Below are 15,133 nucleotides of genomic sequence, written 5' to 3' on the forward strand. Positions count from 1 at the left end.
TTGGATGGATAGCTCATTTATTATAGAAACTAGATACAAAATGGATCATACACATGAAAATTTCAAAAAAAACCAGTTGACATGTTACAATGTGTATCGTAATATTGGTGATACGAAGCGTATCAAATGTGACTAATGAAATCATTGGGGGGTACTAATGGAGTACATAGAGTATTTCAGAATCATACTTAAGCGTTTATGGCTGATCGTTCTGATTGTTGTAATTTCCACTATAGTTACGGCTTGGTATAGCGATGATCAATATAGGCCGGTTTATGGAGCTACAACTAAGTTAATTGTCAGCAAGTCGCAAAGCCAGGATCAATTAATCAGTACCTATAAGGAAATCATTAAAACTCCGGCAATTATGGATAAGGTCGTTCAAGGTTATCCTGATTTGCAGATCAGTTCCAAGAAACTTATCAACGATGTGCAAATTAACGCTTTAAGCGGAACGCAAGTCATGTCGATCTTTATCCGCGATTATTCTTACGAACGAGCAGCGAGAATAGTCAATGCTGTTTCGGATGTTTTTCAATCCGAAATTCCTAAGCTGATAGCAGCAGATAACATCAAAGTCTTAAATATGGCAGATGAGACTGAAAGATTCCCCTTGCCGCTCAATCCCAAGAGCAATCAAACAGCAGTCATCAGTTTTGTAGTTTCATTGCTGTTTGGTATCGGGATTGCATTTTTGTTGGAATTTTTGGATGACACCTTAAAATCGGAAAGTGACATTCAACAGGTTTTTGAATGTTCTACATTGGCGATGGTTGTTAAAACAAAAGAGAAACGACACCAACGTGGCACAAATAACAATAAATCTCGAAAAAAGATAGGTGAAGTCGTTGAGTCATCCTACACTGCTCTCAGCCGGTAAATCCAAGATCACCATATTGTCAAAACCAACTTCAATAAGATCTGAGTCCTATAGAACATTAAGAATTAACATCGAGTTTTTGGCAGTCGACCGCGAAATGAAAACGATAGTAGTTACCTCATCCATGCGGGGGGAGGGCAAAACGGCAACCACTCTAAACTTAGCGATTGCCTATGCGCAGGCTGGAAAGAAAGTATTGCTAATCGATGCGGATTTGCGGAAACCAGGGGTTCATTTGATGTTTGAGGGTGATAATAGCTGCGGACTAACTAATTTTCTTGCCAACCAAAGCACGGTAAGCGAAGCAATACAAAATACGGATATACCCAACTTGTTTATCATTACCTCGGGGCCAATACCGCCAAACCCTTCAGAATTGCTTAACTCGCAGCGAATAGATACTCTCTTGGATGAAATCAAGTCAGATTATGATGTTGTCATCATTGATACGCCCCCCATTCTGGGATTTATAGAAGCAAAAATGCTAGCAGCCAAATCAAGCGGAGTACTGCTTGTACTTGAACACGGGATGGTAAAAAGGACGGTTGCAAAAAGGGTTAAAGACGAGTTATCGAGTGTGAAGGCTAATTTGCTTGGAATTGTCATGAACAAAATGAATAAAAAAGGGATGGCTATATATCATCGATAATGCCATTGCTAAAACACCAATATAGTTTTTAGGTAATGTCTACTAACCTTTATCCTCGTAGGCACTCGGCTATGTTGTGGGCTGTAATGCCTTAGACGTGGATCGTCAAGGGTGTAGCGTGAGGAGGGGTTAAATGCCCTAACCATTTATGGTTTAAGATCCAAGGAGGGTACGAGATGAATAAGGTACGAAAAGCGATCATTCCAGCGGCTGGGTTGGGGACGAGATTTCTTCCCGCTACCAAAGCGATGCCAAAAGAAATGCTTCCGATTATAGATAAGCCAACGATTCAATACATCGTAGAAGAAGCCATCAAGTCAGGTATTGAAGACATTATTATTGTGACGGGTAAGGGAAAGCGAGCGATCGAGGACCATTTCGACCATGCATTTGAGCTGGAGAACAATTTAATGGAAAAAGGTAAGCTGGAGCTGTTAGAGGAAGTAAGGAGATCCTCGAAGGTTGAAATTCACTATATTCGGCAGAAGGAACCGAAAGGATTGGGCCATGCGGTTTGGTGCGCAAGGAGGTTTATCGGGAATGAACCTTTCGCTGTCTTGTTGGGTGATGATATTGTTGAGTCGCAAGAGCCTTGCTTAAAACAACTAATGAAACAGTATGAACTAACGGGCTCGTCCGTAATTGGTGTTCAGCCTGTTGCCGATAACGAAACACATCGGTACGGAATCATCGATCCAATGGCTAGAGAAGGAAGATTATATCAGGTGAAGAACTTTGTAGAGAAACCTTCATCAGGTAATGCACCATCCAATTTGGCTATTATGGGGCGGTATATCTTAACTCCTGGAATCTTTCATTTTCTTGAACAACAAGAGCTCGGAGCTGGTGGGGAAATCCAGCTGACCGATGCCATACAACGACTCAATCAGATCCAGAACGTTTTTGCGTACCATTTTCAAGGAATTCGTTACGATGTAGGGGATAAGCTGGGTTTTATTCTCACAACCCTAGACTATGCATTAAGGAATGATGAATTTCGTATTCCTCTATTAAAGGTTATGGAAGAGATACTATTAAAAGAACAAGTTCAGGAAGTAATTGGTTAGAAGGAGTAGAGACAAATGCCTCATTATACCAATGATTTGGAGGTTATAGAGTCAAGCCTCTATAACACTAATAAGTTAATATTACATAAAACCTCAGATCAAAGAATGTATATAATAGTAAAAAGAATAGTGGATATCCTCATTTCTGCTGGGGGTATCCTTCTTTATTTACCTGTATTTATTGTAATTGCGATATTAATCAAATTGGAAGATACGAAGGGGACGATTTTCTTCAAGCAAGTTCGAGTCGGAAAAAATGGGAAGCCTTTTAATATATATAAAATTCGCTCAATGGTTCCCAATGCTGAGGAATTGCTACCTGAGCTAGCAGAGAAAAATGAGGTCAAAGGAGCGATGTTTAAGATTAAAGACGATCCCAGAGTAACGAGACTGGGAAAGTTTATTCGAAAAACAAGTATCGATGAATTTCCTCAGTTGTGGAATGTATTGAAGGGCGATATGAGCTTGGTTGGTCCTCGACCATCCTTACCAAGGGAAGTTGAACAATATAGTTTATATGATAGCCAAAGATTAGTTGTAACCCCTGGCTGCACGGGTCTGTGGCAAGTAAGCGGTAGAAATGAACTTCACTTTAAGGACATGGTTGAACTCGATTTATATTATATCCAGCGCCGGAATTTATTTTTTGATATCAAATTAATATTAAAAACATTCCGAGTCATTCTTTTCCCGAAAGATACCTATTAAAAAACTATTATACGAGGAGATTGTTTATGAAAGTTGCTGTCGTAGGTACCGGATATGTAGGATTAGCTACCGGGATATCATTGGCTTATCTTGGTCATAAGGTTACCTGCATTGACATCGCTGTTGATAAAATCGAATCGCTAAGGCAAGGAAAACTTCCGATTTTTGAACCGGGATTAGAAGAACTATTCCTCAAAGCAAAGCAGAATTTACACTTTACGACCTCCTTTACACAAGGACTAGAACAATCGAATGTTATTTTTCTAGCTGTGGGAACACCGGCCAATTCGGATGGATCGTCTAATCTTACCTACTTGTTCTCAGCGGTGGATGAAACAATCGCATATCTTAGTTACCACAAATGGCCAACAGTATTAGTTAATAAAAGCACAGCCCCTGTAGGAACGTCGGATCTCATCGTAGAGCGAGTTGAAGCAGCATGTATACAGCATGTTGTAACTGTCGCATCTAATCCGGAATTTCTGAGTCAAGGCAAAGTGGTAAACGATACCTTATACCCGGAACGAATCGTTATAGGTGGAGATGACAGAGCGATACGTGTTCTACAGGAATTATACTCACCTATTATTTCTCAATCCTTTGCTTCTCCTGAGCAGACTCCTCGTCCCAAGCATTTAAAAGGTGTACCAATTATTAGCGTGGATACGAGGAGTGCTGAACTTGCCAAATATGCAGCTAATGCATTCCTTGCCATGAAGATCAGCTTTATTAATGAAATTGCGAATTTATGTGATCTGGTTGGGGCGGATGTGACGAAGGTTGCAGCAGTTATAGGTAAAGATTCCCGAATAGGTTCATCTTTTCTCCAAGCCGGTATCGGCTATGGCGGAAGCTGTTTTCCCAAGGATACACTAGCGTTGCAATTTATTTCAAATACAATCGGTTATGATTTCAAGCTGCTCTCTTCGGTTATTTCAGTAAATAATAGTCAGAAATTCATAATTATCGAGAAGCTCCGAGAGGAATTAGGGCCGTTATATGGGAAGAAAATAGCCGTTTTAGGGCTTACCTTCAAGCCTGGAACGGATGACATAAGGGAAGCGCCGAGCATTCCCATTATCCATTCTTTGCTATCCGGGGGGGCTGAGGTATACGTCCATGACCCGGTAGCTTTGGATAAGGCAAGGGCTTCACTGCCGTCGACAGTACATTTCATGAATCAATTATCGGATGCTTTAATAGATGCGGATGGCGCTCTCCTCATCACGGAGTGGCCTGAGTATTTAGAAATAGATGCTGAGTATTTAAGTTCAGTTATGCGCCGTCCTTTATTTATCGACGGTCGTAACGCAATGGATACAAGTTCTTGGAGAGGAATAATTGAATATAGAGGGGTCGGCATAAGCAATAATGAGAATAAGCGTATTAATTCCAACGTATTGCAGAGTAAATGATTTAACTCGATGCTTGGAAGCTATATTTTCGCAGACTGTAAAACCGCATGAAATTATCTTAGTCGTTAGAGAAGATGATACCGAAACCTTGCAATATATAGGATGTTTAACTTCTTTAGACGTTATTAAAGTCGTTAAGATTGATATCCCCGGTGTTGTTCAAGCCATGAACAAGGGTTTATGTGAAGTGTCAGGTGAAGTTGTCGCGATCACAGATGATGATTCCGAACCTTTTCCTCAGTGGCTGGAACGAATTGAGAATGTTTTTGAAATGAATAAGATGGCTGGCGGAGTTGGTGGTCGTGATTGGATTCACCAAGGTGGTATCATCTTGGATGGTAAGGTTGCTTCAGTTGGGAAAATTCAGTGGTTCGGTAGGAGAATAGGTAATCACCATCTTAGAGTAGGATCGGCAAGAGAAGTCGACTTCTTGAAAGGGGTTAATTGTGCTTACCGCACCGATCCATTAAAGAAAATAGGCTTTGATCATCGCTTGCTGGGTAAAGGAGCGCAGGTTCATTGGGAATTAAGCGTGGGCCTAACGTTTAAGAGAATGGGATGGAAATTAATTTATGATCCCATAATTGGGGTCGGCCATTATCCTTCTCAACGTTTCGATGAGGATAAGCGGAATGAATTTAACCCTGCTGCAGTAAGAAATGAAATCCATAATGAAACATTAATTGTTTGGGAGCACTTCTCTGTCGTAAGAAAGATTTTATTTTTGATCTGGGCTTCATTAGTCGGTTCAACAAGTTCACCGGGTCTTCTGCAATTATTTCGAGGGTTGGTAAAGGGCGAAAAAAAGATAATAGCCAGATATTATGCAACGATAACGGGTCGTTATTTGGGGATAATAGCTTGGAAAAGATCTGAACGAATAGGGGATGTGAAGCAATGAGAGTCGGCATTGTCATGCCGCTGGCGGATTTGCGCGGTGGAGCTGAACTGATGATGCTTCATCTTCTGCGTGCAAATAAGCAATTAACGAATATAGAATATACGCTAGTATTTTTTGAGAATGGCCCTTTGGTGAAAGAGGCAGAAAAGTTAGGTTACTCCGTTAACATTTATCATACCGGAAAGCTTAGACAATTCGGCCGATATGTATCAACAGTATTTAGTTTGTTTCAATGGATGAAAAGAGAAAATATCGACATTGTGATGTCTTGGATGAGCAAGGCACACCTATATGCAGGCCCTGCGGCATGGCTGGCAAGGATTGACGCGATTTGGTTCCAGCACGGGACTCCTGATATGGATTTCTTAGAAAAATGTCTGAAGTATATACCTGCTAAAGCTGTACTATGCCCATCACAAGCAGCGAAGGAATCGCAAAGCAGAAATAACCCGAAGTTGAGGACAATTGTCATCTATCCAGCTGTTGATTTAAGAGAATATGATCCCTCTGCTCTTCCTCCAAGTAAAGAGGTCAGGAAGACACTAGGTTTACCGGTTAAAAGCCGCATTGTGGGTATAGTAGCAAGACTTCAAAGATGGAAAGGAATACATATCTTTGTAGAAGCGGCTGCACTAGTCGCGAAAGACCATCCTGACATACATTTTGTAATCGTTGGAGGCAATCATCGATCTGAACCGGATTATCCGGACGAATTGGCAAGTCAAGCATTATCGTTGGGAATCGCTAACAAGATCTATTTCGCAGGGCATCAGGCTAATGTATCGAGCTGGATCCATTCAGTCGATATTCTTGTTCACTGCACGGTAGGTATTGAGCCATTTGGTATGGTTATTATTGAAGGAATGGCGTTAGGAAAAGCGGTTATTGCTGCGAAGGCAGGGGGGCCGCTGGAGATTGTGACGCATAGCGAGAATGGACTGTTAGTTCCGCCCAATGATGCTGCTGAACTATCAATGGCAATACTAAAGTTAATCGAAGAACCCGAGTATTACACTGAGTTATGCAGTGCGGGCCTGAACCGAGCAAAGGCTTTCAGTACAGAACGTCTGTCAAATGATATGGCGGAGTTTTTAGAATCATTGCGGATAGGAGCCTGAACTTGAATATTCTCGTTCGAAAGATTCAAGATAATAGACTAATTAAAACTTTAGGTATTATTATTCTCGTTATCCTAATGGGATATTTCCTAGGCAAAGCGGCTCTTGATCCAGGCAAAGCCCGACTTTTAATTGCATCTTCATTTATTTTCATATTAATTGTATTTAGTATACGGAAGCCCGCATTAGCCTTGTACCTGCTTATCCTGTATTTGCCATTCTTAGGACTTTTTCGCCGAGCGTTAATTCCGGTAGCAGGCTGGAATACGTTAGATCCTCTTGTTATTGTTGGGCCTGCTGTCGTTCTGATTCTGGTATTCAAATGGTTTTATGATAAGTCTATTCACCGAGAAATCATCGCTGATGATACGCGGTTATTTCAACTCATTCGCTGGATGCTGCTGATCGACTGTATTCAAATATTCAACCCCATTCAAGGGAGCTTATTTACAGGGATTGCGGGGATTATTTTTTATATTGTTCCTATTGGTTATATGATTTTAGGTCGGGAATATATCGACGAGAAAAAAATTAAAATGATCTTCGCCACCGTGTTTTTTATTGGTGTTATAGTTGCACTTTACGGATTTAAACAATATTTTTATGGCTATTATCCATTTGAAGATATGTGGGTTGAACTATCGGGATATACGGCTCTAAAAGTGTATGGTGTCATGAGACCGATATCAACATTTACAAGCGCATCAGAATATGCACATTACCTAGGAATAGCCATTGTTATTGCCTGGGCATATATACTTCGTAGCGGAATTGTTGCCAAAATATTCGGAATAGTCGGACTACTATTATTGTATTCGGCTTTATTCACCGAATCCGCTCGTGGTGCTATAGTCACTGCAACTTTGGCTCTGGTAATTATCTCCATCGTAAATTCCAAAAAGCTGTCTAACAAAATACTGGTATCTCTTATTGCATGCGGGGTTATGACAGGCATGTTCTTTGCCATGTCAAAGTTAAACACAGAAAATGATTTAATCTATCATTCTGTCGTAGGATTAACAGACCCGATGGGCGAGGAATCAACAACTCTTGGTCATTATAATTTGATGATTGACGGTTTTTTAAAAGGATTCACCAATCCGCTTGGACACGGGCTGGGAAGCACCACAATTGCAGCAGGTAAATTTAGCGGATCAGCAGTGAGCTCTGAAGTGGATTTAAGCAATAAGTTTCTCGCCACCGGTATTGTGGGCGGCATTCTATATCTAATCATAATGATTAAAATTCTTTTCATTGCTTTCAAGCAAGCTAATTCCAGCATTGTCCATTTAGTGATACTGGGAGTACTCTTCTCTCAAGCAGGCCAGTGGTTAAACGGCGGGCACTATTCTGTCGTGGGCCTCATCTGGATCATGATTGGTTATCTTGATAAAAATTCTACAAAGAAAGAGGTATACCTGTGAGAATAGCTTGGATTGGCCCCATGCCGAACAATGATGGCGGAGCTACTGGTGTTGGTAGGCAGATTCTACAGGAGATATCTAGACAGGGAGTTGAAGTCGATTGCTTTTTTCCAGGAAAAGAGTCGGCTCTGCCAGAGGTTCTAGTAGGTGAGAGAAATTTAAGGATTTATTGCCAGCCCTCTTCATGGCAGTGGAATCGCTGGTACAGCCGTAATAATTTTTTGGCATTTATTACAGGTCAAATCGCTAATTTGTGTTGTGAATTGAAGCTTGCCAAATCCTTGGTTAACCAGCACAAAATCAAACCTTATGATTTGGTATATCAATTTTCCCATATTGAACTCCATGCTTTGAAACGATATAAGAAGCAATTACCTCCGATTGTTCTTCATCCTAGTGTTCATGCCGCAGGGGAGCTCAAGTGGCATCGAAAGGAGGCTTATCTTTCCAGATTATCGGAACCATTTTTTAAGCGTTTGTTAGTACGACTTTTATTAATGGCACGCGCATTCGTGCAGAAACGACATGTTAGAAAAGTAGACTATGTGCTCAGTCTTAGTCATAATTTTGCCGAAGAGGTTAGTAGTGATTATCATCTTCAACCGAGCAAAGCGGCGTATATTGTACCCAATTCGATCGATATCGAAAGATATTCTCCAAAACCTGGTGTGGCCAAATATGGTGCAGATCATCGTATTACTTTTTTATTTGTTTCCCGGATCGCTGTCCGAAAAGGAGTTGAGATGATGGTTGAACTTTCACACCGTTTAAGTGATATATCCAATAATGTTCGCATTCTCATTGTCGGTAATCATTCTTTATGGTCGGACTATCGAGGGCTCTTAAGCCAATTGAATACTGATGTAGCAACCTATGTGGGTCAACTTTCAGGCGGGGAAATGGACAATCTCTACAATTCTGTTGATGCACTTATTCAACCGAGCCATTATGAGCCATTTGGTCTAACCGTGGGGGAAGCATTAGCCTGTGGTCTCCCTGTCATTGCCAGCGATAAAGTTGGTGCTGCTGAAAAAGTAAACAGGATCTGTTGTCGGGTTTTCCCAGCAGGGGATATAGAAGCGTTAGAATGCAGTGTGCGTTCTCTCTTGGAAGATCTTTGCTCACCAAATCGGACGGAAATCACCGAATTAGCACGATCAGAGGCTATACGGCTATTTTCTAACGAAGTTATCGTTTCAGAGCTAGTATCTATTTTGAATGAGATTATAGATGCTCGGAAGAATAGTAAACAGCCAGAAAAAACAATCTCCAAACCTAATATGGCAGTTAATTGATACATCCTGGGGGATACAATGGAAATTCGTCATAAGGCCGAAATACACAACTCTTCGCTGTTGGCCAAAACTATTCAAACATTTACAAGTATCTTTGGCGTTCTAGGTATTGGTGTGCTTTCGGCAATCATTTTATCTCGGGGTCTAACACCTGATGATAGAGGCGTTTATCTAGGCATCTCGATGTGGAATGGTTTTATTCTGGGAATTTGTGACGTTGGAATCTATATGGCTACGGTCTATCTCTGGGGGAAAAGCTTAGAACACGAGCGAAATGACCTCTTTAGGACTCTTTTGGTTTGGGCTTTAGCAACCGGTGGAATTGCCGTAATTGTTATTATGCTAATAACCGAATGGACAATTAAGGGACATTTGGAAGGTAGTATAAAATTAGCAGCCTATCTGTTCTTTTTATCAACGTTTAGCGGACCGCTTACGAGTATGCTATCTGGAGTGCTGGCAGCGCAACAGCGCTTCTTGTTAATTAATCTTGTTCGGATGGGGATTCCAACCGTTCTAACAGCACTTTGGACGGTTTACTTCATTTTCGGAACTCTAAGTGTCAGTTTGTGTCTAATAACTTCAGCCACGATCGCATTTGCCAGTGTATTCCCTTTTCTTTGGCAGGCTCGTTCATACCTTAAATCTTCAGGTCGTTTCCAAGTATCTATTTTGAGGAGTGGAGTATGGTATTCTATTAAGGGTTTCGGAGGTTCAGTTATTAATGTGTTGGGTAACGGTGGATCCCAAATATTGCTCTTTTCTTTAACCCCCTCCGCACTTGCGTTATATCAGACAGCAAGCAGCGCGACAGGGATTCTGTGGGCTATACCCAGAGCAATAGGGATTACGAGCTTTCCAAATTTGGTACAGGAAGAGCTTGCACACTTGCATGACAAGGTATGTCGTTTCTATAGGCTAACTATATTAAGTACAGTGTTGGGTGCGATCCTGCTCGGAATAGCAGAGCCATTTCTGATACCATTTTTCTTTGGAAAATCTTATATGCCGGCGATTGTTCCCGCTCTTATTCTACTGCCCAACGCTTTGTTCGGCGGTTTATCGGATTTGTTCGGGAATGCGCTAAGCAGTACAGGGAGAACTTTGCATAATACGATTGCTAGCGTCGTTTATGTGGGGACGACATTGGGAAGCATGACCTTTACGATACATGCGTGGGGAATTGCTGGCGCTGCCTTTTCTACAGGTATAGGCTTTATGATGAGCTTTCTCGTTCGATTCGTATGGTATAACGTTTGCATTCAGCGAATTTCCCTCATAGAATTGCTTCCTGGATATTTAGACTTGAAGGAAGTGTTTCACATAGGCTTTGGGGTGTTTAGGAGGGCCAATTTCATGTTGAAAAAGAAACTGTCTGTGAGAGGTGGCTCTTCATGAATGCAACCCGTTTGGGTTATCATTTCACTGTATGTATTTGTACCAGAAATCGGCCTGATGACCTATCCAATGCATTGCGATCATTGGAACGATCTAAGGTTAAGATTCATGAGATCATCGTGTCGGATGATAGTACGGATATAAGAACAGAGCAGTTAGTAAAGTCAAACTTTCCGAATGTACACTACTTGCCGGGGCCTAAGATCGGTTTGTCGGCAAATAGAAATCATGCCATTCGTGCGGCAACCGGAACGCACCTCCTGTTCATTGATGATGATGTGAAAATGGTGAATGATTTTTTTGTCAAAATATCGGAAGTGCTGCGAAGAAATGATAGAGTGTATGGAAACAAAGTAATCATTACTGGTCTAGAGAACAAGAATGGCTCAATCATTTATCCACATAATCAAACCTTCTTAGGTTTTCAATCCAGACCCTATAAGGATGAAGAACCTTTAAAAACTATCGTGATAAACAGCACAGTGTTTCCAATCACTTTGTTTAAGGAAATCTTATTTGATGAGCAGCTTATCTATGGTTATGAGGAAGTGGATATTGCTACTCGTGCTGTACAAAAAGGGTATTCCATCCTGTTGTCGAAGGAAACCATTAACTACCACTATCCATCAGAAATTAATCGTGATTTTTATAAATCTTACATTACCACTTCACGAATATATGCGACATTCAAACGATACTTATTTACGGAAAGAAAGTGGTTCAAAGCACTTTCTTTTTTTATTGTCGCTTTAATACATACAATACTACATGGCATTAAGGTAGAAGGAAGTAAAGGTTTTCTTAGTTCACTTCGGACGATTAGCAATTCTATTAATTACATTCTGATAGATATGAAAAAGAAACGATCTCATAAAACTAATATTAATTAACAAAACAATATTTAGGTGGGGAATGAAGTGGATATTTGTATCGTTACTCATAAATTACTTAAGGGAGACGGCCAAGCTAGAGTCAATTATGAAATCGTGAATGAAGTACTCAAAAGAGATCATAATGTTGCTGTACTCGCTAGTTATGTTGCTCCGGATCTGCTGTTGATGCCCAATATCAAATGGATCAAGGTCTCGGTAAAAGGATGGCCAACCCAACTTTTGAAAAATCAAATATTTGCAATAATAAGCACGATTCTTTTACTTTTCGTAAAGAAGAAATACGATTTGATAATGGTTAATGGTTTTATTACTTGGGTTAAAAGCGACATCAATGCAGTTCATTTTGTACATAGCTCCTGGTTGAAGTCATCGGCTCATCCCTTTCGTCTTAGAAAAAATATATTCGGAGTGTATCAGCTGCTTTTTACTTATATCAATTCTATTTTTGAAAAAATTTCCTTTTCCCGAAGCAAACATCTAGTTCCCGTCTCGGAAAAAGTAAAGGATGAAATTCTTGAGTTCACTAATCATACTAATCTGCATGTCATTATGAATGGCGTTAATACCCGGGAATTTTATCCAGACAAAAGCATGAGTCGTCAAAAATGGAGTCTTCCGGAAAATGTTCCTCTTGCGTTATTTGCGGGTGATATTAAATCGTCCAGGAAAAATCTTGATTCAATATTGAAAGCCATGGTAGATGTTGAAGGGCTACATTTGGTTGTGGCGGGATCTACCAAAGGAAGCCCATATTTGAAAATGGCGGAGCAACTGGAACTTCAAAATCGTGTTCAATTTTTGGGATTCAGAAATGATATTCCAAACTTGATGAAATGTGCGGACTTTTTTGTTTTTCCTTCCAGATATGAAGCTTGCACATTGGTTGTTCTTGAAGCCTTAGCTTCCGGGTTGCCCGTCATTACCACATATGAGTCCGGGGTTTCTGAGTTAGTTGGATCAAAAGCTGGATTTATCATCAGTCACCCTGAGGATCTAGTTGGATTAGGAAGAGCAATGAAGCTGTTATCTACTGATGACAATCAACGGAAATGGCTGAGTATTAATGCTAGGGAAATAGCAGAAGAGCAAAGTTGGGAATCCGTTGCAGCAAAATATATAAAGCTGTTTGAAGAGGTTAGTTCAGAGAAGGAGTTAATGGTGGATGTCAACAAACGAAAACCAAAAAATTTTGGCGTTCGCAACTCAGGGAAGTAACGGGGATGATGAGAATAGGCTAAAAAGCCTATTATCTAAAGTGCAACCATATTTTTATCCTTTTGAAAGGATAAACAAGCGCAAGAGCTTTTGGGGAATACTGCGGCATATTATCTGCGAGCGGCCTAATTTAGTGGTTATGGAGGGAACTGGTTTATCTGGTGGGATGGCATTGTTATTGGGACTTTCCCTAAGAAAAGTGCCTTATGTGATAAGTAGTGGAGATGCAGTAGGACCTTATATTTCAAGTAAGCATCCTATGTTGGGACCTCTGTTTAACTGGTATGAAAGACGACTTTATAAACATGCAACGGGCTTTATCGGATGGACTCCTTACTTGACGGGCCGCGCATTAACTTATGGTTCAAAATTTGCCATGACTGCAGCCGGATGGGCACCGTCTGCGCTCTGCGAAGAGGATATAGATCGATCGAGAAGCTATATCAGGAAGAGATTTGGAATCCCGGTAAACAACATCGTTGTCGGAATTGTAGGCTCTTTAAATTGGAACAGGAGAGCAGGGTATTGTTATGGCTATGAGTTAGTCATGGCAGCCCAAAAACTAAAGCGCAAAGATATTACTGTTTTCATTGTTGGTGATGGAGATGGTAGAGGCAGATTGGAGAAAATCACCGATAGGGCTAATTTAAGTAACGTTATATATACGGGACGTATTCCGCGCGAAGAGGTACCTAAGTATTTGGCAGCAATGGATTTGGCTAGCTTGCCACAAAGTATCGATCAGGTCGGCAGTTTTCGTTATACAACGAAGTTGAGTGAATACTTGTCCGCTGGGTTACCAATTGTTATGGGTAAAACCCCAATGTCCTATGATCTGAATGGAGAATGGATTTATAGAATTCAGGGAATTAAACCATGGAGCGATACCTATATCGAATCTCTGGTTGTATTGTTGGAGGATATTTCATCCCAGGGTATCAAGGAAAGAAAAAAAAGCGTACCAAGAAAACCACCCTTGTTTGATAAGGATGTTCAAATAAGCAATGTGAGCGAATTTATTCAAGATATTCTTCTCGAAATAAAGGCTTAAGCAAGGAGGTAACATAATGAAAAATAGAATCCCACAGCTTGATTCAATAAGAGGATTAGCTTCACTTTCAGTATTCTTACATCATATCTACTTAGCGACTCCCATTTTACCCATAATTTTCTGGCAATCACCGCTCAGGATTTTTATTAATGGCCGTGGGGCAGTTCTTCTGTTCTTTGTGCTTAGTGGACTTGTATTATCACTTCCATTTTTTAATGGTAAGCCAATTCCATACTTCACTTTTCTTATAAAACGCGTATTCAGAATTTATATACCCTATGTCATATCTATTTTTGTAGCTATTGCAGCTTGTTCATTTTTTTCAACAGATATTAAGTTCGATAATAGCTGGCCCGATGGATTCTGGAAAGTTAACCCAAATATAAACTCAATTCTAGAACACATGAATCTTGTCGGTAATATCCATACGGAATATTTTAATACCGTTATATGGTCTCTCATTCATGAGATGAGAATTTCTTTAGTGTTTCCGTTCATATTGATTGTAGTGAGTAGATTAAATTTGCTGTCTAATTTAATGTTATGCATTTCTTTATCCTTAATTGCAGGACTAAATGATATCATCGGATTTCAACATCAAAATGGATTCAATACAAGTTATTTTGACTCGCTGCATTACTTATCTGTTTTTGTCATAGGTGCATTACTTTCCAAACATAAGAAGGATATAACAATCGTATATAAAAAGATTTCAACAAAAACGAAATGGACCTTACTTGGCGGATCATTATTTATGTATACCTACTCAGCAGCAATATATAGTTTTTTAGATATCCCATTCAATGATAAGGTTGCTGATTATGGCATAACTTTGGCAGCGGCAGCGATTATAGTTGTTTCAATAAATTCAGTTAAACTCGCTAACTTATTAACAAATAAACCTATAATGTTTCTGGGCAAGATTTCGTTCAGCTTATACCTTTATCATATGACTGTGTTGCTAAGTTCCTACAATATTTTATATGATGCTGTGTAATGCTCCCCGTTGTCAAGACACAAAACGAGAGAAAATAAGTTAACTCCTCTCTGGGTTGAAATAGTAGGTTTTAAGAAGCTATACGGGTAAAAGATTGCGAATAAACACTGTCTGGAGAAACC

At 40.2% G+C, this 15,133-nt stretch carries 14 protein-coding genes; all 14 read left to right on the top strand.

Annotated features, from left to right (window positions below; translation table 11 throughout):
* The first annotated feature begins 157 nt into the window (after positions 1–157).
* Entirely contained in the window at positions 158–880 is a 723-nt protein-coding gene (locus tag E2980_RS21545; protein WP_135154294.1) for a YveK family protein, read from the top strand.
* On the top strand, positions 840–1,529 hold the full coding sequence (locus tag E2980_RS21550) for a CpsD/CapB family tyrosine-protein kinase (RefSeq protein WP_276322369.1): 690 nt from the start codon (positions 840–842) through the stop codon (positions 1,527–1,529). Before E2980_RS21545 ends, E2980_RS21550 begins: the two co-directional genes overlap by 41 nt.
* Before the next feature lie 176 nt (positions 1,530–1,705).
* Positions 1,706–2,596: a UTP--glucose-1-phosphate uridylyltransferase GalU gene (gene galU, locus E2980_RS21555; protein ID WP_135154295.1), complete on the top strand. Its 891-nt coding sequence runs from the start codon at positions 1,706–1,708 to the stop codon at positions 2,594–2,596.
* A gap of 15 nt (positions 2,597–2,611) precedes the next feature.
* A complete protein-coding gene (locus tag E2980_RS21560; RefSeq protein ID WP_135154296.1) occupies positions 2,612–3,304 on the top strand; it encodes a sugar transferase in 693 nt (230 codons plus the stop codon).
* A gap of 26 nt (positions 3,305–3,330) precedes the next feature.
* Positions 3,331–4,719: a UDP-glucose dehydrogenase family protein gene (locus E2980_RS21565; protein ID WP_135154297.1), complete on the top strand. Its 1,389-nt coding sequence runs from the start codon at positions 3,331–3,333 to the stop codon at positions 4,717–4,719.
* Positions 4,676–5,620 (top strand): glycosyltransferase family 2 protein, encoded by a 945-nt coding sequence (locus E2980_RS21570; RefSeq protein WP_135154298.1) that lies wholly within the window; start codon positions 4,676–4,678, stop codon positions 5,618–5,620. Before E2980_RS21565 ends, E2980_RS21570 begins: the two co-directional genes overlap by 44 nt.
* Positions 5,617–6,738, top strand: a complete 1,122-nt coding sequence (locus E2980_RS21575) for a glycosyltransferase (protein ID WP_135154299.1) — start codon at positions 5,617–5,619, stop codon at positions 6,736–6,738. Before E2980_RS21570 ends, E2980_RS21575 begins: the two co-directional genes overlap by 4 nt.
* Before the next feature lie 2 nt (positions 6,739–6,740).
* On the top strand, positions 6,741–8,162 hold the full coding sequence (locus tag E2980_RS21580; protein WP_135154300.1) for a hypothetical protein: 1,422 nt from the start codon (positions 6,741–6,743) through the stop codon (positions 8,160–8,162).
* The gene (locus E2980_RS21585) at positions 8,159–9,457 is read left to right on the top strand and encodes a glycosyltransferase family 4 protein (protein WP_135154301.1); all 1,299 of its coding nucleotides are present in this window, start codon (positions 8,159–8,161) and stop codon (positions 9,455–9,457) included. The genes E2980_RS21580 and E2980_RS21585 overlap by 4 nt, the downstream gene beginning before the upstream one ends.
* An 18-nt stretch (positions 9,458–9,475) precedes the next feature.
* Positions 9,476–10,855: a lipopolysaccharide biosynthesis protein gene (locus tag E2980_RS21590; protein ID WP_135154302.1), complete on the top strand. Its 1,380-nt coding sequence runs from the start codon at positions 9,476–9,478 to the stop codon at positions 10,853–10,855.
* Positions 10,852–11,745: a glycosyltransferase family 2 protein gene (locus tag E2980_RS21595; protein ID WP_135154303.1), complete on the top strand. Its 894-nt coding sequence runs from the start codon at positions 10,852–10,854 to the stop codon at positions 11,743–11,745. Before E2980_RS21590 ends, E2980_RS21595 begins: the two co-directional genes overlap by 4 nt.
* Positions 11,746–11,772: 27 nt before the next feature.
* Positions 11,773–12,963, top strand: coding sequence for a glycosyltransferase family 4 protein (locus E2980_RS21600; protein ID WP_135154304.1), 1,191 nt, complete (start codon positions 11,773–11,775; stop codon positions 12,961–12,963).
* On the top strand, positions 12,911–14,014 hold the full coding sequence (locus E2980_RS21605; RefSeq protein ID WP_135154305.1) for a glycosyltransferase: 1,104 nt from the start codon (positions 12,911–12,913) through the stop codon (positions 14,012–14,014). Before E2980_RS21600 ends, E2980_RS21605 begins: the two co-directional genes overlap by 53 nt.
* A gap of 16 nt (positions 14,015–14,030) precedes the next feature.
* On the top strand, positions 14,031–15,011 hold the full coding sequence (locus E2980_RS21610) for an acyltransferase family protein (protein WP_135154306.1): 981 nt from the start codon (positions 14,031–14,033) through the stop codon (positions 15,009–15,011).
* Positions 15,012–15,133: the final 122 nt, after the last annotated feature.

Origin of the sequence: Cohnella luojiensis (assembly GCF_004564235.1) — a bacterium.
Classification (GTDB): Bacteria; Bacillota; Bacilli; order Paenibacillales; family Paenibacillaceae; genus Cohnella; species Cohnella luojiensis.